We start from the raw sequence: 21707 nt of genomic DNA, 5'->3' as shown, positions 1-21707 counted from the left end.
ACCAGGGTGGTTTCTCCTCAAAAATCCAAAAACTTGACAAGAGGGCGTTTTTATCTTAATATATATGCCTCAATGCCGGGGTGGCGGAATTGGCAGACGCGCTAGATTCAGGTTCTAGTAGGTTAACAGCCTGTGTGGGTTCAAGTCCCGTCCCCGGCATTTTTCTTTTAGAACTTGATACCAATATCAAAAGCAACATACCCTCCCCATCCCATCTGAAATGGCTTATCTACTCTCTGTCCCCCTATTACCACGACCTCCCGGTATTGATGGTTGATAAACCTCAGAATCAAATTTGCCGTCACATAATCCGTAAGCTGATAGCGTGAAACATGATCATAGGTTATCTCATAGATGGGCTCTATAAAAGAGACGAAAAGAGGTTTGTCATAAGTGGTGTTATTCCAGCTAAAACGGAGGGTCTCGGTATTCTGAAGGGTAGATCCACGAAGGTTTATCCTCCAACCAAAGAGATTAACTTCTCTCAAGTTAAGAAGATACCACGAAAGCTGAAGATCGACACTATGGGTGCGTGTATCCTTGAGAGCAAGCGCACTGTCTTTTTTGGGAAACCCATAGTTTGTTTCAAAACCATAAAAATTGGTGATACGTATTTCTTCAGTTTGCCTATAGGTGTACGAAGAAGAAAGACTCACATCCTTAAGGAAAAAGATCGTCTGTCGCAAACTCCCTCCCACTGCTCGACTCCCTAAACGAGTCAGGTAGTTTTCTGTCCAGGAAAGCGACAAATCAAGCTGGAGAGGATTTATCTGATACCAACGATGGTTCGTCAAAAATCTTCCCCAGCCAAATTCAGAGAGTGTGGCAAAGGTATGAGAAAACGTCTGACTGTATCCGAGATCCATTCGTGAGGTAGCAAGTATGGTATCATACCGGTAACGTTTCGGAAACACAAGATCCCATACGTTGTCATAGCGCGGAAGTATCCATTCCCATCGCCAGCTTTCATCAAAGCTATATTGACTCCCGGAAAGATTCGTGTACAGAGATACGGCAGTCAGTGCATTTGACCTGGCAGAAACCAGAGCAAAGGTCTGATATTCCCAGGGAGGAACATAAAAAACCCTGCCCGTTGTTTCCCAGACATCCTGATAGCGAAGAGGATCCTGGTTAGACTGATACCAGAGCCTGGCCTGTCTTGTCAATGATACCCCGAGGGTATCCAACCACACCCATCGAGGGTAAAGGTTTAAAGACCACTGATTCGTAAGCCCGTGTGCCGTTTGAAAAAAGAGCAGATATCTTTGATCGTTATAGGAAAAGCTGCCTCTTACCCTTCCCCACCAGGATTTATTCTCAAGATAGAGCCACGGCCATGGCCTATCGAGTTGCATTCCCCACGAAAAGTTTTCCTCATCCTTTTGCCAGAAGGGATCCGGCCAATCAAAACCTTCCATAAGCCCTTGCTGAATCAATACATAACGCTCTCCAATACTTCCCTCTCTGGCAAAAATAGACCCCTCATAATCCAGATCGCCCACAAGATTATAGCTTCGGTATTTTTGCTGAGCCTTGCCATAACCGGCCGAAAAGGCGAGTTGACCTGTTGTCTGGATAAGAGAAAGCTTCAAAGATTTTTGATGGGAAAGGGTGTGAGCACGGTTCGAGAGACGAACATCCGGGGTGTCAACATAGGTCCCTATATCAAGGGTAGCCCCGTATTCATAAGAAGCCTCAAAAACGTGAGAGATATTTCTTGTCCAGGGAAGTTGCTCCTTCAGTGCCCATTTTCCTGAAGCAGACTGGAGAGTGGTAAGCTGTCCCAAAGAAGAGGCATAAAACAAACGCTTTTCGGTGGTTTCACCATACGCATGAAACACCTCAGGGATCCATGCAGAACTCTTGTACTTGGTGGTAAACCCGCCTGTATTCTTTCTCAAAAAGAACTGATATTCAAGGGGGAGTTCATTTTCATTGGTTTTTGTGCTTTGCGTAAGCCAGGATCCATAGATACGGTAATCAACAGAACGAAGAAGAGATGACTGGGCATCACCACTTACGAGAAGTGTCTCAGCATTTCTTGTGGTATTGGTGACAGCGAGAGAAGAACGAAAAACATCCGAACGCCATTCCGTCCGTCCGTTAAACAAGAGCGGACCCATAATCTCATACCCATTCCATATCCAGAGGGGTTTACGCCAATCAAGAGTGGTGCTGGCGAGTGTTGCCCAACCAACCTCACTTTTATCATCTGTCACATGGATTTCATTGATCCAGATGTTCCCACGGTTAACCGGTTCACCCCCATTCACCGCGATCCCAAAACCAACAGCCTTCACCTCATGAAGATAAGGATTCCCTCTCCTGGTAGGTTTGTAAAGGGTGTCGTTAAGCCTCATTTCAAAAGTATCGAGAAGAATTTCAACTTTCTGCCACCTCTCTTTTGGCAGATCCTTCAACGGTATACTCCACGTATAGATGTCATTCGTAGAAGAACCCATCACAAAAACAAACGTTTCGTTATCCCAGCTGTCCCCTCCATATTTTATTGGGGTACCATCCTCTCCTGTAGAAAGTACAAAAAGATAAAAGGCGAGTTGTTCGTATTTCCCAATAGAAAGACCACTATTGAAATACTGCCAGACAAAACCATTGGTCCCACCCTCTCCTGTAGAAGGATTGTAACCCGTGTTACTCAAAGCATAAAAGAGACCCAGGGCTTTTTCCTCATACTGAAGAGCTTCTGTCTTACTACGCATCTTGTGAAGTTTTTCAAAAGTCGTATAGCGTTCCCGAGCATCAGACTCATCTGACCAGGGGTCGTAGAAACGATACTTCTGGTACTGAGCACTGGTAAACGTCGTCAGAAGAGCCGTTCTCCACTGAGGAAGAGGAGAAATATTTTCCCCATCAAGCGAAAGCCGCTGCCATTTTGTCGTCTGAAAGGTGATACCATCGATAAGAACACGTCCTTTCAGACCATTTTTTTTCTTGATATACACAGCTGCAGCCGTGGCTTGCTGAAGCGCTTGCAGTTGTTGTGAGGAGAGTTGATCAATACGAATGCGGTATTCCTTCCACCCACTACCATGAAGAATAAGATTGGTAGGAGAACTCACCCCTGCAGCTGGAACAACCACCCAGTTCCCATCGGTATCCAGCACCCCATTGGCATTGAGATCCTCTAACTGGATAATCCCATCCCCTTTGCCAAATCGTCCAATCCCCACTCTCGTAAGCACACTGCCGTTGGTAGGATCATTGAAAATATACCCCAAATCCTGAGAACTCTTTTCAGCATCAAGGATACCATCCCCATCACTATCCTCAGGAAGATTCCCCACAGCAAGAAAAAACTCCACTTCATGGGAAATATTTTCACTAAAAACCCCATCTCCATCATCATCTGTTTCTATCTTTGCCCAGAAGACAATTTCATCATACCGACTCATATTGATACTTTGTCCCCCCACAAAGGAATAAACAGCCCCGCCCCATTCCCCAGACGAAAAGTCATAATCCCAAACAAGAACATTTTGCACAACATTAGGATAGTCGGCGGCAGGAAGATGCCCACCTAAAGCCATATAGAGTCCGGGTTTGTCGCTATAAGCATAGACAGCAAAAGGTGTCTGATAATACGGTATCAGGGTACTCGTACCGTCTCCCTTGTACTCCCGATAATCACGGTAAAGGAGTCTGGCACGGTTAGAGAGGGAGATTCCAACAATATTCGTCAGAGGGGCCGCTAACACCCATCGATACTCACTTTTTGAGAGCTGAAAACTCCCCCCTCCACCCTCAAAATCCTCGACAATCGCCACTCCACTGGTATTAGGATCATACAAAGAAACCGCTGTTTCCAGTTGAAGCGTCCAGCGATTCTGTGCCCCCCAACCAAAAAAGCTTCCCAGATCAATCGTATTGTCCACACTGGCAAGAAGAACCCCATCCGGAGATTGGGGAAGCTTCGCGCCTTCCTCTCCCCGCTGGGCAATAGTTGCAATAACCGTCCCACCTATATTCCACACCGGGGAAACAGGATAATCCCATCGATTTGCCCAGGTAAATCGCTGCACACCGCTTCCATAGAAGGGCTTGTATTCATAATAAACCTCAATAACATCGTTTTCCTGGAGAGCACCCATCTGATTCAGTATCAATTCCCCTGTGGCACTTACCAGAATATACTCCCAGCTTGAGAGTTTTCTTCCGTTAATGAAAACACTCTCACTCCCCGGAATAACATTGTAATCAAGCTGAAAACTCTGGGTCGGTTCGTAATAGGTACAGACAAGGCTATAAAGAGAATCGGAATCACCTGGATCGGTATAATTCGTGTACAGATTAGAAGAACCGGGAACAGGAAAACGATTATAAAACCATAAAACCCCCAAAGAGGGAAACACCTTGTAATCCGAGAAAGAAAACTGAAACGGTGCATCGATAGCTGTATTCACCGTATAGACCACACGCAGATCAAACCCCTGCCCGGGGTCAAAGTTTTTCGAGCCGAGATTATAAACCCCGTAGTGCATATACGGAGAAATCGCTTTGTCCTCGCGCCAGAGGTACAGAAAAGCCTCGCCCGTATTATCGTCGGTTCCCTCCCAGTCTGGATCACCAGGAGACGAGAAAGGAAGTCCCCCATGCGTATAACGTACCACAAGACGCTTATCCCGTGCAACAGATGTTTTAAGTATCAATTCACCCGTCGTAAAATTAAGGGTGTAATCCTGCATAAACACGAGACGCTTATAGTACAGTCCATCAATACTACGGTCTATCAATACATTGGTTTGTAGAAGAACTTCTATACTTCCCTGGTCGATGGATCCATCAGGAAGAAGAAAATACATCCGTTTCAGATAGTGAATATCCCGGAGAACAATCGTTTTTTGTTGCTTAGACCCAATAAATCTTTTGTAGCCTTTTTGCGTACCAGAGATATGAAGAAGGCTCTGATAAGAAAGATTCCCCATCTGGAAACGCCCCAGTACCCCTATCCCCTGTTTAGGAATACCCTCAGTACTAATAAGCGCACCCTTTTGAGGGATCTGCATATCGACATTCCCAAGCAAAACCTCTCTCACAGCCCCCCTGTCACTTTCCAGAGCCTTATATTGAAGAAAATAGGTATTTTCAGGATTGTCAGACTGATGACTGACCGAAACATTGACCCTCTGCCCAATCTTCCCCAGAAGGTTAAAACGAAGATTTTGGGCCATCTCAAGACCAGGTGAAAAATTCCCCACCGGCTGAAGAAAAGCAGGATCCTTCCACACCCAACCAAATCCCGTCCGAAAGGTAAACCATCCACTCAAAACAAACTCACTCTCCCACTCATCCACACGAATGGCCAGGGGTTTTGCTTCTCCCGTGAGGGCAAAACGTTCTTTCTGTCGTTTTGTCTGCTGTATATCCTTCAGGATATCCTGAGAAAAGGAAACCAATTCATTCGTCGAGAGGAGTTCTACCGAGGCTTTTCGCAAGCTCCTTTTCTGCCATCGAAGATAGGCTATTTCTACAGGAAAATGGTACCAATCAGCTGGCCATATCAGCTCTGCCAATTCGGAAGCAAACCGTGCTGCAGGATCAACAGAAAGCACATCATCAAAAGCATCATAAAATTCATAGACCGTCTCCACCTGGGAAACCTTCCAGTTCGTTACACCTGCAATAACCTCAACATTAGAAATCACGGTAGTGTTTGTCAGAACAAAACGAAAACGCTGCCGGGGAAGTTCCGGCCAAAGAACTATCTCCCCTGCAAAATCATTACTCAAAGATCCATCGGATGGTCTTTCCTGCCCCCAGAGCACCACTCCCATCCAAAAAAACAAAAAAAAGACTGCCGCTTTGCGCATCTACTCCTCTTCAAATATAGTATAAAGAAAAAAAACAAAAAATACCATCCCTTCCCGTCCTACCAAACGAAAAAATCCCGTTGCGTCAAATAAAAAAGTACTCGAAATTCGAATCATTGCCTCATAAAAAAAAGTACTCAAAAATTCCATACAGTTTCCTCCAAATTTTTGTTTTTTACATTCTTTTTCTTTTGAAGGCTGAAAAGTTTTCTCTGGCAAGCCGTAATTTTTTGTCTTAGGTGAAACAAATCGAGAGCCTTATAAAGCCTTGTTAGGCGTTCCTTTTGTGCCTCACTTACATAAGAGCTTTCTAAAAGCCGTTGGTAGGGAGTTTTAATATCATCATGCTTCTTTTGCACCTTGCTTCCGATTCTCTTTTTCTCTGTCATTTTCATAACCGGTTGAAAAAAGTTGGCATAAAGCCTGAGATACGCATAGAGTCGGTTCAAGTAGTAGACTTCTTCCTCGGTATCGTAGCGGAAGTATCCAACATTCTGGCGGACTATGGAATAGTTTTTCTGCTCAACGTAGCAGTTATCATTGGAACGGGAGCTTCTCCCCCTTGTAAATTTTATCTGGTGCTTCTCACACCAATCACGCAGAGGATGATTAATAAATTCAGCACCGGTATCAGAATCAATTCCCCGTAAATCAAAAGGAAGTCTTCCTTTGACTTTTTCTATGGCTTCTCTTACCCATTTTGAAGCCTTGTTTTTGATTGCCACAAGCTCTGTCCAACCGCTCCAAACATCCACCATATTTAATGTTTGAGCAAAATCTCCCCGGCTATTTCCTCCCTCATGGGCTACCAGATCAATCTCCATGAACCCAGGGCAATTTTCATCCCACTCTGCCCACGTGCGTATAGCTATTTGTTGCTTTAATAGCGTTCCAGGCTTTGTACCTTTTCGTCCTTTTATCTCAAGCTTTTTACGCTCATGCTTCAAAAGTCGGTCAATACTTGAGGCACTTATATGGCGCAAGTTTTCTATAGCCTGTGGAGAACCGTGGAGATGTCCGTTTGCTAAGAGATTATCTAAAACTTCATTGAGAATCGGCTTTAAGCGTTTGCCACACATGTAGTTTTCAATTTCCCAGACCTTTTTTAGAAGTTTTAGTTCCTCTTCGCCGAATTTTTTCTTTCTGCCAGGTCTTTTGCCCTTCTTGGCTATGTCGGCTTTAAGGTAATTTTTCTTGCCTACATAGATGGTTTTTCCGTGCTGCCTCAAGAGCCTGGCGGCATAGTTTCGGTTTTTTAAACCTGTTATCCTCACAAAGTAATCCAGTATCTCCATTTTTTCCTTTTTGCTGGCTTTTTGATATTGTTTTGCCGTTTCCCTGTAAATAGGTCTCCTTTCAAACATCGCCACCCCAATTCCGGTTGGCGAGCTTGTCGAGCCACGGTTGGCGAGCTTGTCGAGCCACGGTTGGCGAGCTTGTCGAGCCATGAACTGGATTATTTTACACAAATTTAAAGTACTTTTTTATTTTGAAGCAACGTTCCCTTTTCGAGTACTTTTATTATGAAGCAATTCGATGACTTGACAAAACTTTTAAAATATGCTATACTATATATCCATAGTCGCGGCCATCGTACAGTGGTAGTACCTTAGCCTTCCAAGCTAATGGCGCGGGTTCGATTCCCGCTGGCCGCTTTCTCTTTTTTTCAATAAGATGTTACCCTCCTATTATACACACCCCACACATTCCCTCTAAAATAACCTCCTGAACTTTGGGGTCATCCTTCCCCCGGGATGGCCCCACTCTTTTTTTTAAAAGTCCCTTGCAATCACAATCTCCTGGACAACCTCTTTAAAACGCCTCCCATCATAAGGGTAAGCAAAATTCCACATCAACTTGATATCTTCACCAAAAACAAGCCTGAAACCAAATCCAGCACTCATCAAACCGTCTTTAAGATACCCCTCATCATCAAAAAGCTGAAAACGATGGATATCTTCTGCCTTCGTTACCGCCCCCATGTCAAGAAAACCCACACTCCAAATAGTGGGCAACACAATAGGAGGAAAGCCCAGTTGCCAGTAACGAATCAAAGGAAAACGAAACTCTGTATTTATAACCAGCATCGTATCACCACTAAACTTTCCATAAGGATAGCCACGAATAGACTGAAACCCCCCTACCCAGAATTGCTGAGGTAAACGCAAAGGATCATAGTTCACGATCTTTCCTGCGACAACTCTTGTGGCAAACCCATATCCTGGCACAATCATAAAATACCATCGAAGATCTCCAATCAGGCGCGTTGCCAATCCTCCAAGCCCATTAAGAGGAAGAATCTGTTCCAATGCAAGGGTGGCACGAAGACCATCGAGTGGCCCAATACTAGAGCCAAGGGTATTATCAAAAACATACCTCCCGCTTCCCAAAAGCTCCTGCGCATTGATAAATCGAAACTCGATATGATCCTCATACTGCGTCGCCCCGGTCAGGTAGGTAAGAGATCGGTAGCTTACCGTAACATCAAATCGCTGAAAGGTATTCAAAGGATAGGAATACAAGCCATCCACCTGCCATTTATCAAAATAAGACTGGCCCACCTGGTAGAAATCCGGAAACTGAATCCACTCGTAAAACAGATTATTATAGTGAAGAAAACGAAAACCAAATTGGTGACGATACTTGAGAAAAGCATAACCCAGCTCCATATTCCAGCCCGCAAGTCCGGGGTCAGCCCCCACAAAGATCGAATCTACGAGGGCATACACCTGATGATCGCCCAAAATATCACTCCCACTAAAAATACCAGCAAGTCCCACATCTCCATAGGAATTGGCACTAAAAATAAAGAAAAAAGAATCCGGTTGGATGCGCCATATATAAGGTTTTACAGAAAGCAATCCTTGCCATTCAGAGATACTTTTCTCAGAAAATGATGGTAATTCCTGGTAAGAAGCAGGCTTTTGTTCTTTTTCCTGATAGTACGTACGATAGATTGCCATTGTCCCACCATCATAAAGGGTAAAATAGATATCTTCCCCTTGCTGAACAGGAAAACTTATCTCACCGGGAGCTGTCGAAATCTCCGTGTATAGTTCTGTTTGGGGATCATACACACACAACGAAGGGAAAAAGCCCTGTTTGATGAAAAGAATTTTCTTCTCTCCCTTTTTCTCAAACACATAAGGCATCTCATCGCTTTCGCCACTATCCATTCGCCACACAAGACGATTTTGCTCTCTATCGTAAAGGTATAGATCAAGGTTTTCACCCTCCGGAGTATCATGAAAATTGGCAGAGAAAAGAATCCTATCACGATCAAACCACCGCGGGTTTTCGATCACAAACGGGGTAGAAAACAAAACATGGGTTTTTCGAGTAGGGATATGATATATAGCCAGGATATGATGCATGCCCTCAAAAGCAACAAAGACAATCTCTTCTCCCGAAGGTGAAATTTCAGGACTACTTATCACGCGGTACGATGGTACATAAAAAGTTTTCTTACGGGTTTTCGTATCATAGAGAACCAGTCGATACCTATCCCCTCCCTCTACCAGCCAGCATACCAAACTATTGGTACTTTTCGAGAGATGATTGCGCTGGTACTGAAAGTAAAGGTTTTCTTCACTGATGCCAATCCTATCAAGAACCTTTCGACGCTGGGTATTGGTATTGTAGAGAACGTACGCCGGGTAATATCGATCTACCCCCATGGTGAGAAACTCGTTACTCGTTATCCAGAGCATATGAGCTTCAAAGTTTTCTTTTTCGTGAAGCTTTTCAAAAACCGCATTTTGAGGATAACGAAGAAAATACCTTCTACTCAAAAACTCTCGAAACTCCCGATCAAGGGTTTCCTGCTGAATACCAAGATCCTCTCGTAAAATCTTTCCCCAGCTTCCTTTTTCAGCAATCAAATGCATCAAACGAGCAAAAAAACCTTTTCCCCATTTTTCTTCCGCAAAGGTATAAAACAATGCTCCCATCTTGTACACGAGATAATACTGATACGGCTCAAGCCTAAGGTCAGAGAGATCAAAAAGACTGGGAATTTTCCCCCGATAGAGCAGGTTTGCCACATACCGATCCCCCTCTCTGGTAAGGCCTGCAGAGGCCCACTCTGCCCCTCCTTCCACTACCCACAAAGGAATATCAAGAAACTGCATACCAACCAAGCGCTTCTCAGACCAGAGGAAAAGTTGAAAAACATGGGCGAGCTCATGATACACAAAATGCTTCATCTCAGATCGCCGGGGAGTAAAGTAGATAGCCACCCGCCCACGCGAGAGTTCTGTAAACCCTTCAGTTCCCCGTTCTGTCCAGGGAAGGATGTTATTTTTAAGAAAGTCTATCTGATTGGGGTAAAGAATAACCTGAATTTTTTTCTTGACCGTATAATTGAAGAGTCGCTGATGGTGACTATAGGCAGTCTCAAGAAGCTCAATCGCTTCAGAAAGAAGATTGGTCTGCCCCCTGGTAACAAGAACCTCGAAGTGAGAAGATTCTACCGCAACCCAGTCATAAGAAAAGTACTGTACCTTATTTTTCCAAAAACCATACAAAACCAATGGGAAAAACAGAATAAAAACACATGATCGAAAAAACATAGTTTTCTCCCCAGGAAAAATTTTCTCCTTTTATTTCCCATAACGACGAAGCGGCTCAAGAATATGATTTTCCAACCACTCTTGATTGGTCCAATCCGTGGGATCCACATACCTTCCCTGAATGGAAATCCCCAGGTGAAGATGAATCCCTGTAGAGTATCCTGTTTTACCGATGATACCTATCTGCTGCCCTGCACGAACCATCATCTTTGTTCTGACATCGATTCTCTCAAGATGCATATACACAGAGTACATCCCCAGCCCATGATCAATAATCACCGTATTCCCACTTGCACCGTTATAATCAGCAAATTTCACCTCTCCCCCCCAGGGGGTAACTACAGGAGTATTGGATGGGGCAACCATATCTATCCCGTAATGATACGAAGAACGCATGACTTTCCCCTCAAGAACAAACCGTCGTTCGTCCCCAAAAAGACTAGAAAAAGCGAACTCCTGTAAAGGAAGAAAAGGAAGATTGGTAAACATCTGACCCCCTCTACCAGAGCGCCGGTAAGTAAGTTCAAACACACTTACCTTTGTCTGCTTTGCAAAAGCAGCCATCAGGGTATTGTAATCTTTAAGAGGATCCCCTGTGAGGTTCGTGAGGTTCACCTCCGTCCCCTGTTCTTTAGCAAACTCTCTTGCCAGAGGGATAGTACGCACACGGTAAGTTGTTTTAAGAGGAGAGTAGGAAACAAGTTTCTCAACACTGTTTTGAGCCGCATCCTCCACCACAATCTTCAGCTGATACCTCGTTGTTGTGAGGGGCCATCCGACAAGAGATACCCACACCTTTTTTTCTTCATAGGGATAGTAACGGCACCCAAGATTATCCTCTATCCATGTCTGACACGGAATACTGGATCCCACTCTATAAATAACTAACCCGCTTTTTCCCCGACCAAGGGATGGAGTATGGAGAATCTCAACAGATGGTGGAAGGGTAGAGATTCTCATTTTGTACATAACGGTCTTCCAGGGGTAGACAATCACCAGAATCCCATCCTTTAACTCAAACGATGGAAAAGGATTCATCGGTTGGATGATAAAAAGATTGCTTGTATACGTAAACGAAAGCGATATATTCGTCTCCAGAGGAACCTCAAAAAATACTCTTGAAACACCTGCCCCCACAAAAGGAAGAACCAGCGGAGAAGCTCCATTCCAGTAAAGCCCATAACAAGAAGCAAACAAAAGACTAAGAAAAATACTTGTCTTTAGAAGAAATGGGGTACTGACTTGGTTTCCCATAGTAGTATCCCTGTCCGTAATTAAAATCATGCTTTTTTATCTCCTCATGAATGGCCTCAGAAGAAACAAATTCCGCTACTGTTTGACTTCCTATTTTTCGAGAGAAATTAATAATGTTTGTTACCACAGCCTGATAACGTACGTCGTCTGGCAAACGTTCAATCAGGATACCGTCTATCTTGATGTAATCAAAGGGGAGCTTCACCAGATACTCAAAATTAGAATACCCACTCCCAAAGTCATCCAGTGCCACCTTGGCCCCAAACTCTTTCACCCTGGTAATAAACTCCTCTACCACACGAAAGTCCTGAATAGCCGTTTCCTCCACGATTTCAAAAATACACCTCGTCGCTACCTCTGGGGCACTGGAAAGTTTCGAATAAATAAAAACAAGCGTTTCGGCATCAATAAGATCTTGATACGAAAGATTTAGCGAAAATTCAGTATCTATCTTAGAAAAAACATCAAAACATTTCTTCACCATGATTCTCGTAATTGCTGTTGCAAGCTGATTACGTTGCGCAATAGCAAGGAAAAAGTTGGGCTCATAGATACGCCCCCCCCTATCAACAATCCTCGCAAGACACTCATATTTCTCTATTTTACCGGTCTTGAGATTCACAATCGGTTGGAAAAAAGGCACAATTCTATCGTTGTCCAATGCATCCTGCAAGAGCAAAGTTGCCCGGATATTGTGTTCATACGATTTGGCCACATACATTTTATCCTCATAGAGAGCACAGAGTTTACCCTGACTTACTGCATAACGAAAAGCCATATCTGCTGTACCGAGGAGATTATCTCGCCTATCACTCACCCCAATATGAAAGTGCAATCGAAGAGGGGGAAGCGACCGCAAAGAAAGCGGTTTCTCACCCAACAAAACATAGATCTCTTCACAGAGACTTGACAAAAGGTTTCTGTCCCATGCTTGTAATCCCACAATCGCAAATTCATCACTATGGAGATGACAAAGAAGAATGTTCTGATATTTGGTCTCAAGAGAGCGAAGACGAAGCGCTATCTGAGAAAGAATGCTATCCCCTAATTTATAGCCAAAGAGATCGTTAAATTCCTTGAAATTACTTACATTGATAATCATCAGCCAAAAACCCTTCTTTTGTTGAAGAATACCGAGAAGATAATTTCTATTGAAAAGACCAGTGACAGAATCATAGTACAAACGATTTTCAAGAAGGCGCCGAGAGACATCAAGGATCCATGCGTATATTCCAAAAAACACAGCAATACCCACTTGATACATCATCAGGAATGTTGAATGCCCATGATCCCTCCTTAACAGTAACAAACCCTCAACGAGAAAAAATCCCACATGCCAGAAAATCCCCTCTACAAAAGGAAGTAAAAGAAACAACAGCCCTGACAAAGCCGCAAAAAACAAGAGAAAAGCTCCCTCCATTCCTTCACGAAAGAGAAAAATATGCCAAAAAAAATACGCCGTCCACCACAGAAGCATTAACCGTGAGACAATAAGCTGGTAATTGTTTGTTAATAAAATACTAAACATTCCCAGTATAAAAAGGGAAATCCCTGAGATGATTCCAACAGCAGCATTTATAGGAGAAGCCTGGGGAATAAGCGAAAAAGCAAAAGCTAAACCAAAAAGAAAACTTGCACCCGCCATCAGGAAAGCTATCCACGAGACAATCGTCGTTTTCCAATTTGACAGAGCGAGATCATATAACAGTTTTCTCCGCATATATTTTTTATTATAACTAAAAGGGAAAAATAAGGCAATTTTTTCGAGAAAACTTGAGGAAAAATTTATTATCGTGTATAATAATTTCTCAAGAAAAAATGGAGGTGGCATATGCCGAAGGAAATCATGGGGTTTGATGCCCAGTTTCTCAAACAGGTAAAATCTCTTTTTCAAGAAACCAGCATAGAAGAGCTTGAAATTGCCGAAGGGGAGGATGTGTATTTCCGTGTTTCCCGCAAAAAGGAAACACCACCTGCCTCTCTACAGGCAAATACTATCCCTGTTATGCCCGCTGTTGTCCCTTCTTCTCCCCAACCCGTTTCCCCTGCACCAACACCAACATCTCCCCAGGCTGTCTCTACATCGACGACATCCCCCTATGACGACGAAACAAAGTACTACAAGATCAAATCCCCCATTGTAGGAACCTTTTATGAGAAACCTTCCCCTGATTCTGCCCCCTTTGTCAAGATAGGGGATATTGTTTCTCCCGATACTACCGTGGCTATCGTGGAAGCTATGAAGGTAATGAATGAGATCAAAGCTGAAGTAAAAGGCAAGATCGTCCAGATTTTAAAGGCCGATGCTTCGCCCGTCCAGGCGAATGAACCGCTCTTCATTGTGGAGAAGATGTAAAAAGGGGGAAAACTTTCCACCCACGAGAAAAACGGGAGGCAGGAATGAGTGATCTCGATTCTTTGACACCCATGATGCGCCAATACAAAGAGATCAAATCCCGTCATCCCGATAAGATCCTCCTTTTTCGGGTGGGCGACTTCTACGAAATGTTCTACGAGGATGCAAAGAAAGCATCCCAGATACTCAATATTGCCCTCACCTCCCGCAATGATATGCCCATGGCAGGGTTCCCCTTCCACGCTGCCCAACACTATATCCAGAAGCTCATCAAACACAACCAAAAAGTCGCTATCTGTGAACAACTCGAGGATCCCTCCAAGACAAAAAAACTTGTCCGTCGGGATATTGTGGAAATCATTACCCCGGCGACAGTCATCTCCCCCGAAATACCCCCCGAAAACCTCAACCAATACCTCGCTGTCCTCTACCATGAGGGAAGCGAATTTTTCCTCTGGATGGCCGATCTCTCTACAGGTGATCTCTTTGGACATCGCATAGAGGGCTCTCCCTCCGATGTTCTCCGTGCACTTCAGGATGAATGGATGCGCTACCAACCGCTTGAGTGTCTCTATCGAGAAGAGCTTCAATCCTGGCACGCCTGGTCCAGCTTTATAAAGCAAACAGGGGTTTTGGCCCAAACTCTTCCTGCCTGGTATTTTGACCCGTCATATTTCTCACCTGAGCTTCTCACCAAACTCGAAAAAAGAATCACAAAAAAAGGTTTCATCAAAGGACTTTCTGCCGTCTTCCGATATTTTGAGGAAACACAAATTGGCAATCCTCATCTCAAAAATAACTTCAACCGTTTCATTGAGCGACTCCAGATAGTGGAATCTTCTCTCTACGTAGAGATGGACGACTTTACCATACGAAACCTCGAACTCACAACAAACCTCTGGGATGGAACAAGCAAAAATACCCTCTACGAAACCCTCAATGAAACCATGACACCGATGGGGGCACGTCTTTTGAAGCGATGGATTCTTTATCCTCTGGCTCAGCAATCGCTTATTGAGCGTCGCCTTGATGATGTAGACTTTTTTTATCAAAACGGCGTACTCACCACTCGCATACGAAACACCCTCCGCTCTGTAACAGATCTCGAAAGACTCCACACGAGGCTCGGCCTCGGAAAAGCCATACCCAGGGATCTCATTCAACTCCGGGACAGTCTCGTCCAGGTACTCTCCCTGCTTCCTTACCTTAAACTTGAGGGTTTTTCCGAAAAAGAAACAGAAAAAACCCTCTCAGATATATGTGACCATATCAGCAAAGCCCTCACCGACGATCCCCCCTCAACCTTTCAAGGGGAGGTTATACGCGAGGGCTACAGTAACGAACTCGATGAACTGCGCCGTCTGCTCAGAGAAGGCAAAGATTTCATCCTCAAACTTCAAGAACGAGAACGAGAAAGAACCAAAATCGCCTCCCTCAAGGTACGGTACAATAACATCTTTGGATACTTTATCGAAGTCAGTAAACCAAATGTACATCTTGTTCCCAAAGACTATATCCGTAAACAAAGCCTCGTCAATGCCGAACGTTATACTCTCCCTGAACTCGAAGAATACGAAGCCAGAGTTGCCTCCGCTTCTGATCGTATAGCCAAACTCGAAGAAGAACTTTTTACCCATCTGGTAGCCGAAATCACAGCCCACCATCTCCTCCTCTCCGAAATTGCAAGCAGTGTGGCCTATCTTGACGTGGTTACCACCCTCGCCTTTCTAGCTACCGATAGACAATACACCAGACCAAAAATCTCAGAAACAAAAACACTCCACATTAGAGATGGACGGCACCCCGTAGTAGAGCAGTCTCTCGGTCGAAACCTCTTTGTCCCCAACGATACCCTCATGACAGAAGATGAGTACCTGTTTATCATCACCGGACCCAATATGGCAGGAAAATCAACGTACCTCCGTCAAAATGCCCTCATTGTTCTCATGGCACAGATGGGGTCTTTCGTTCCTGCACGAGAAGCTCACATAGGACTAGTGGACAAGATCTTTACCCGTATTGGGGCATCCGATAATCTCTCCCAGGGACTCTCCACATTTCTCGTAGAAATGCAAGAAGCAGCCAGGATCCTCACCTATGCCACACCAAAAAGCCTCATCATTATGGACGAACTCGGGCGTGGAACCTCCACCTATGACGGTCTCTCTATTGCCTGGGCTGTTATCGAATACCTTGCGGAACACCCTGATAAAAAAGCTCGAACACTCTTCGCGACCCACTACCATGAACTCACCCAGCTCGAAGAAAAACCCGGCATAAAAAATTACACCATTGCTGTCCGTGAACAAAACGATGACCTCATCTTTCTCCGTAAAGTTATAGCTGGACCAGCCGACAAAAGCTATGGTATCCACGTAGCCAAACTTGCAGGCATTCCCCTGGAGATTATAGAACGAGCAAAAATGATTCTCAAAACCCTTGAAAAAGAGGGCTTCCGGACCCAACAAGAAATCAATGAAGGTTTTCCCAAAAAAAATTCCCCCCAAAACCCATCAGAACAAGGTTTTCTTTTTGAAGACGCCATCTCTGCGAATTATGAATGGCTTGCCAGAGAGATTAAAAAGCTCGACCTCAATCAAACATCACCGATTGAAGCCCTTAATTTTCTCGTACGAATGCGTCAGAGATTAGGGTAGCTTTCCGGACAGAAGAGAGAATTTTTATGCATTTTTCAAAAAAAACTTGCAAAAAAATGTTTTTTATGATATACTATCCTTCCTGGAGAAAAAGATGCAAGATTGTATCTTCTGCAAAATAGCTCGAGGGGAGATACCTGCCGAAATTGTCTATCAGGATGAGACCGTTGTCGCCTTTAAAGACATCCGTCCCCAGGCGCCGGTTCATATTCTGATCATCCCCCGGGAGCACATTCCCACCTGGAATGACAACGTAGACCACGTTGTTGTCCCGATGTGGCAAGTGGTAAGAAAGCTTGCAAACGATATGGGAATGGCAGAATCCGGCTATCGTGTAGTTGCGAACTGTAACCGCGACGGCGGACAGGAAGTGTTTCACATCCACTTGCATCTTTTGGGGAAACGTCCCCTCAAGTGGCCTCCAGGATAGCCGATACATTAACGAAATACCAAAAAAAGAGGTGATGATAGATGCTGATTGTTGAAGTCAAAGAAAATGAGGCTATTGAAACAGCCCTCAAGCGTTTCAAAAAGGAAGTCGAAAAAGACGGCATTCTTACCGAAGAGAAAAAACACCGCTTTTACGAAAAGCCCTCTGAAACCAGAAAGCGAAAGACTTCCGCCATTGAACGCAAGATTGCCAAGAAAGTGCGCAAGATGCAGCAGATGAGTCGCTACATCTAAGGAGCGGTTCATGGGGATGTTTGAAGATCTGCAGCGTCAGTATATTGATGCTCGCAAATCGGGTGACAAGTTTGCCTCCAAGGTTCTCAATCTTGTGATCTCCGATCTCAAATACGAGAAGATCAATAAGCAAAAAGACCTGGAGGATGCAGACGTGATTGCCTACCTGCGGAAAACCATCAAGAGCCGTAAAGAGATGCTTGCTGAGTGCGAACAGGCAAAACGAGAGGATCTTGCCGAAGAAACAAAGGCAGAAATAGCCTTTTTAGAAAAGCTTCTCCCCCAGATGATGAGTCGGGAGGAACTCATTGCCCTGGTCAAAGAAACAAAAACTGCGATTGGAGCTTCCTCTCCTTCTGACATGGGGAAGATGATGAAAGAAGTAATGGCAAGAGTGGCTGGAAGAGCTGAAGGGCAAGAGATCAAGGAGATTGTCACGGCTGTTCTGAAAGGAGAACTCTAACAAGGCTTGCCTGCACGGCAGGCCTTTTTTATCCTCTGAGAAAAAGGAGTCACTATGCGTATTCAGTTTACCAAAATGCATGCTCTTGGGAATGATTATATCCTTATTGACGGGATCCGTTATCCCGAGGCTCTTAAACAGGGCTCAGAGATTGCCAAAAAATGGAGTGATAGACATTTTGGAGTAGGAAGCGATGGCGTGATTTTTGCATGTGCCTCTGACAAAGCCAATGTAATGATGCGAATGTTCAATGCTGATGGAAGCGAATCTGAAATGTGTGGCAATGGGATCCGCCAGCTCGCCCGTTTCGTCTATGAGAAAAACATTGTCAAAAAAGATCGTCTGATAATCGAAACTCTGGCAGGTCTCAAAGAGATTACCATGGAAAGAGAGGGTGAGAACTTTCGTATCACCGTCGATATGGGTGCCCCCATTCTTGCCCCCCAAGAGATCCCTGCCAATGTACCCGCCGATCCCAAAGGATTTTCAAAAACCATGATACAGGCAGCAGACAAAACCTTTGAATTTACTCTTGTTTCCATGGGAAACCCCCATGCAATCACTTACGTCCCCAGTGTCAAAGACGTAGATGTCCATCGGTATGGCCCCCTGGTAGAAAACAACACAACGATTTTTCCCCGACGCACCAATGTGGAATTCATCGAGGTCGTTTCTCGCGATGAACTCAGGATGAGAGTATGGGAACGAGGAGCTGGAGAAACCCTTGCCTGTGGAACTGGTGCCTGTGCGAGTGTGGTAGCCAGTATCCTCAATGGTCTCACCAACAAAAGTGTTCGTGTCCATCTCCTTGGAGGTCCACTTGACATACGCTGGGATGAAAACTCCGGGCACGTGATCATGACAGGAGATGCCGTAACCGTTTTCGAAGGTGAAAAGGAGATTTAATCCACAACCTGACAGAGAACGATCGTCTCATTCCCAAGAGTGAGTTTGTAGGTCTTCTGGACAAAAAATCGCGCCTCAAGCCCTTCAAGTACCTGCTTATCAATAAGAAGCGGAATTTTCAAACCTGCGGATGCCCTTGCAATTTGTTCTATCTTCCCAAAAACTTCTCCCTGTGGAAAAAGCATCAAAAAATCCTTCCCGGGAATCGGTACTGCTCCTATTCGTGCTGTTCCTGCCAGAACCAATGAAGATGCTTCAATCGAGATCCCTTGTTCCTGAGAGATAAGTTGAATTTCAGAGAGTAACCTCTGACAAAACTCAATAGCAAGCAAATTTTTTTGTTCATAGAAAAAAGGAAATCCAAAAAACACGTAGACTGTTTGGTGTTCCCAGAAGGGAAAACCATCGTATTGAGAGACATATTCCCCCACCACCTTACTAAAAACATCCAGAAAAACATACTCCTGGAGAACTGTGAGATTCCTGGTTTCCCAACGAATGGCAGCCACTGTAGCCGGCTTTTCTTTGCCAAACCTCAAATCGCTATCAGAAACAATCTTTTTTTGAAGATCCTCCGAGAGCACAGGAAGTGCCCAGAGAATGTCTTTTTGAAGGCTTCGTACCCGAGCTGCATACTGCTTCCATGCAAAAACAAGTGGAGAAAGCATATTCGTATCATGAAAAGGAGGGACCTGGGAAAACATGAGGGGATTTTGTTTGGCAAGCCAGCGCGAAAAACGCTTCATCCCACGTTGCCACAACCATCCAATATACCAGTGTCTCACCAAAAGCCACCCAAAAAGCCCCGCAACCCACACGAGAAGCATACGAGACGGCTGTATTAACCCCTCCCAACCTAAAAACATCAACGAGAAAACAAAGGGAAATTCAAGGCTATACTCAAAAAACCAGGAGGGTTTTTGAAGGTTTGAAAGATACTGCATATTCCATCGGGAAACAACCACCCGAAAAATATCAAAAAAAAGAAGATGAAGAGGTGCAAGGGAAGCAACTAACCATGCCACACGTACAAGAGAGGCTTCTCGAAAAACCGTTTGATACATCCCCACCATACAAACGGCAAGCCACTCAAAAACCACCAACCACCATACCGTCCACCGTGAAAACAGAGACAATTTCTTGATAACTACCGAGATAAAAAAATACAAAAGGGCAAAAAAAGAAAAAAATCCATACACCAACCAGGTGGCAAGTTCTACCCGGAGAGCAAGCTTTTGCCATCCAAACCAGAGAAGAAAGATTACGGAAACCTTGTAAAAAATATAAAGTATTCCAACAAATATTTTCATTATCTCTCCTTATCATAAACTATCGACAGGAGGGGATAGAAACTTAATTTTACCATGGATAGCGGCTTCGTCTTCCACCTGACAGAGGAATTTTTTGAAGATTTTTTCGCTCCTCCTGCTGAACAAGATTAAGAAGAGCCTCACTATCCTGTGGTTGAGGCAATTGTTGGGGCTCTTTTTGCTCCGGTTGCGATGGAGATGATTGGTTGGTTTGAGAATTGTGCGAAGACTCAGAGGGAGAAGGTGTTTGTTGCGTTTGCTGCCGGGAAGACTCTGGTTGTTGAAGAAATAAAATATTACTTACTGTAGCCTGATAAAGAGGATGTGTTTGAGAAAGCGTTGAAAGAATTTTTTGATAAAGTCTTGCCGCCTTTTCCTTTTCTCCAGCAGTGGCAAGTGTGGTCGCGAGGTTGTAAAGACTCCGTAGAGAGAGGGTCCTATCAGAGGCATTCGTAAGAGCAGAAAATTCTTTTTCCGACTTTTGGAACTCGCCAAGCTTATAAAAAGTATTGCCAAGGTTATAGCGAAGTTTCTGCGATCGCGGATTTTTCACGAGAGCCTTTTGAAAAGCCTCTCTTGCCTCTTCAAACTTCTGTTCCTTGTAAAGGCGGCTCCCACGGGAGGCTTCATGAGCATAAAAAGGAGAAAAAGAGAAAAAAATCGTCCCCACCACGAGAAAAAGAAGAAACTTCCTCGTTGGCCAAAAAAGAGCAAGAAGCCAGCAAAGCACCGCAGGCAAAAGAAAGTACTGATATCGCGCTACCATGGTCTCATAGCTCATCTTGCCATAAGGATTTTTTTTCATTTTCCTGAGGTGTTCGATGATTTTATCCGCGGCACCCTGATTGCCACTCAAAAAAACTCCTCCCGTTTTTTGGGCAAGCTTCGAGAGAATATCTTCTCGTAATCTCGTATGGATCTCTTTGCCATTGAGTTCAAGCGTCCCTTGCAAGTTGCCCTTCTCATCCCGGATAGGAATATTTCCCCCCTGAGGAGTCCCAATTCCTACAAGAAAAAGGCTTACCCCCATTTTAGAAACCTGGGAAACAACCTGGAGCGGATCGTGTTCCATATCCTCTCCATCCGAGAGTACCACAATCACCCTATGAGAAAGCGTGTTCTTCTCAAACATCTGGAGTGCGGTCATGAGAGCATCCTTGAGGTTTGATCCCTGATTTTCTATAGCCAGGGGATTTGCCTCCTGCACCCAGAGCGAAAGCACCTCATAATCAAAGGTCAAAGGAATCACAGGATACGCATCCGCAGCAAAAAAAACAAGCCCAAGACGGTAGTTCTCTCCTCTTCCCATGATGTCAAAGATGATTCTCTGAGCCCGGGCAAGTCGACTTTCCCCAACATCCTCACAGAGCATACTATGAGACACATCGAGAACAATAACCACATCCAGTCCCTCGATAGCCTCACTTCTCGTCACCGTCCCCCAGCGAGGATCAAGGAGTGCAAAACTCGAAAAAAGTACCGCAAGGAAAAGAAAAAAAGCACGAAAAACTCGTTGAAAGGGAAAATGTCTCCCAAACAAAACCTCCGATTGCTCTAAAGAGAAGGTTTGTTTTCTCCATTTTTCTTTTTGCCATTCAATAAAGATAAAAAACCCTATCGCCACCAAGGCAAAACCAAAAACTATTCCAGCCCATTGTGTGGCTGCAAAAACCATACA

General features: G+C 44.4%; 13 protein-coding genes and 2 tRNA genes. 8 read left to right on the top strand and 7 right to left on the bottom strand.

Annotated elements, in window-relative coordinates:
- The first annotated feature begins 74 nt into the window (after positions 1 to 74).
- Positions 75 to 159: transfer RNA gene (locus KDW03_RS04640), tRNA-Leu, on the top strand.
- Between the two features lie 8 nt (positions 160 to 167).
- On the opposite strand, the gene KDW03_RS04635 is transcribed toward KDW03_RS04640, so the two are convergent.
- Positions 168 to 5828, bottom strand: coding sequence for a hypothetical protein (locus KDW03_RS04635; protein WP_271436224.1), 5661 nt, complete (start codon positions 5826 to 5828; stop codon positions 168 to 170).
- A gap of 137 nt (positions 5829 to 5965) precedes the next feature.
- Positions 5966 to 7192 (bottom strand): integrase catalytic domain-containing protein, encoded by a 1227-nt coding sequence (locus tag KDW03_RS04630; protein WP_271436473.1) that lies wholly within the window; start codon positions 7190 to 7192, stop codon positions 5966 to 5968.
- A gap of 220 nt (positions 7193 to 7412) precedes the next feature.
- Between KDW03_RS04630 and KDW03_RS04625 the strand changes: the two genes are divergently transcribed.
- A tRNA-Gly gene (locus tag KDW03_RS04625) sits at positions 7413 to 7483 on the top strand.
- Between the two features lie 117 nt (positions 7484 to 7600).
- Here KDW03_RS04625 and KDW03_RS04620 read toward each other — a convergent pair.
- From KDW03_RS04620 to KDW03_RS04610, 3 genes are read right to left on the bottom strand one after another with little or no spacing between them, the layout of a single operon-like run.
- The gene (locus tag KDW03_RS04620; protein WP_271436223.1) at positions 7601 to 10399 is read right to left on the bottom strand and encodes a BamA/TamA family outer membrane protein; all 2799 of its coding nucleotides are present in this window, start codon (positions 10397 to 10399) and stop codon (positions 7601 to 7603) included.
- 30 nt (positions 10400 to 10429) lie between these two features.
- Entirely contained in the window at positions 10430 to 11653 is a 1224-nt protein-coding gene (locus KDW03_RS04615) for a M23 family metallopeptidase (RefSeq protein ID WP_271436222.1), read from the bottom strand.
- Positions 11601 to 13373, bottom strand: a complete 1773-nt coding sequence (locus tag KDW03_RS04610) for an EAL domain-containing protein (RefSeq protein WP_271436221.1) — start codon at positions 13371 to 13373, stop codon at positions 11601 to 11603. Before KDW03_RS04610 ends, KDW03_RS04615 begins: the two co-directional genes overlap by 53 nt.
- Before the next feature lie 111 nt (positions 13374 to 13484).
- On the opposite strand from KDW03_RS04610, the gene accB reads away from it, so the two are divergent.
- The 6 genes from accB to dapF all read left to right on the top strand — a co-directional run bounded on the left by accB (position 13485) and on the right by dapF (position 18719).
- Positions 13485 to 14009, top strand: coding sequence for an acetyl-CoA carboxylase biotin carboxyl carrier protein (gene accB, locus KDW03_RS04605; RefSeq protein WP_271436220.1), 525 nt, complete (start codon positions 13485 to 13487; stop codon positions 14007 to 14009).
- 44 nt (positions 14010 to 14053) lie between these two features.
- Positions 14054 to 16666 (top strand): DNA mismatch repair protein MutS, encoded by a 2613-nt coding sequence (gene mutS, locus KDW03_RS04600; protein ID WP_271436219.1) that lies wholly within the window; start codon positions 14054 to 14056, stop codon positions 16664 to 16666.
- Positions 16667 to 16760: 94 nt separating this feature from the next.
- Complete coding sequence (locus KDW03_RS04595; RefSeq protein WP_271436218.1) at positions 16761 to 17096, top strand: histidine triad nucleotide-binding protein; 336 nt, start codon at positions 16761 to 16763, stop codon at positions 17094 to 17096.
- 41 nt (positions 17097 to 17137) lie between these two features.
- On the top strand, positions 17138 to 17350 hold the full coding sequence (rpsU, locus tag KDW03_RS04590; protein WP_271436217.1) for a 30S ribosomal protein S21: 213 nt from the start codon (positions 17138 to 17140) through the stop codon (positions 17348 to 17350).
- A 10-nt stretch (positions 17351 to 17360) separates the two neighbouring features.
- Positions 17361 to 17813 (top strand): GatB/YqeY domain-containing protein, encoded by a 453-nt coding sequence (locus KDW03_RS04585; protein ID WP_271436216.1) that lies wholly within the window; start codon positions 17361 to 17363, stop codon positions 17811 to 17813.
- Between the two features lie 60 nt (positions 17814 to 17873).
- Positions 17874 to 18719, top strand: a complete 846-nt coding sequence (dapF, locus tag KDW03_RS04580) for a diaminopimelate epimerase (protein ID WP_408648356.1) — start codon at positions 17874 to 17876, stop codon at positions 18717 to 18719.
- Here dapF and KDW03_RS04575 read toward each other — a convergent pair.
- A complete protein-coding gene (locus KDW03_RS04575; protein WP_271436214.1) occupies positions 18716 to 20029 on the bottom strand; it encodes a hypothetical protein in 1314 nt (437 codons plus the stop codon). The genes dapF and KDW03_RS04575 overlap by 4 nt on opposite strands.
- 49 nt (positions 20030 to 20078) lie before the next feature.
- A complete protein-coding gene (locus KDW03_RS04570) occupies positions 20079 to 21704 on the bottom strand; it encodes a vWA domain-containing protein (protein ID WP_271436213.1) in 1626 nt (541 codons plus the stop codon).
- Between the last annotated feature and the right edge of the window lie 3 nt (positions 21705 to 21707).

This window comes from Thermospira aquatica (assembly GCF_023525255.1).
Classification (GTDB): domain Bacteria; phylum Spirochaetota; class Brevinematia; order Brevinematales; family Thermospiraceae; genus Thermospira; species Thermospira aquatica.
This window is presented reverse-complemented; position numbering and strand designations above follow the sequence as displayed.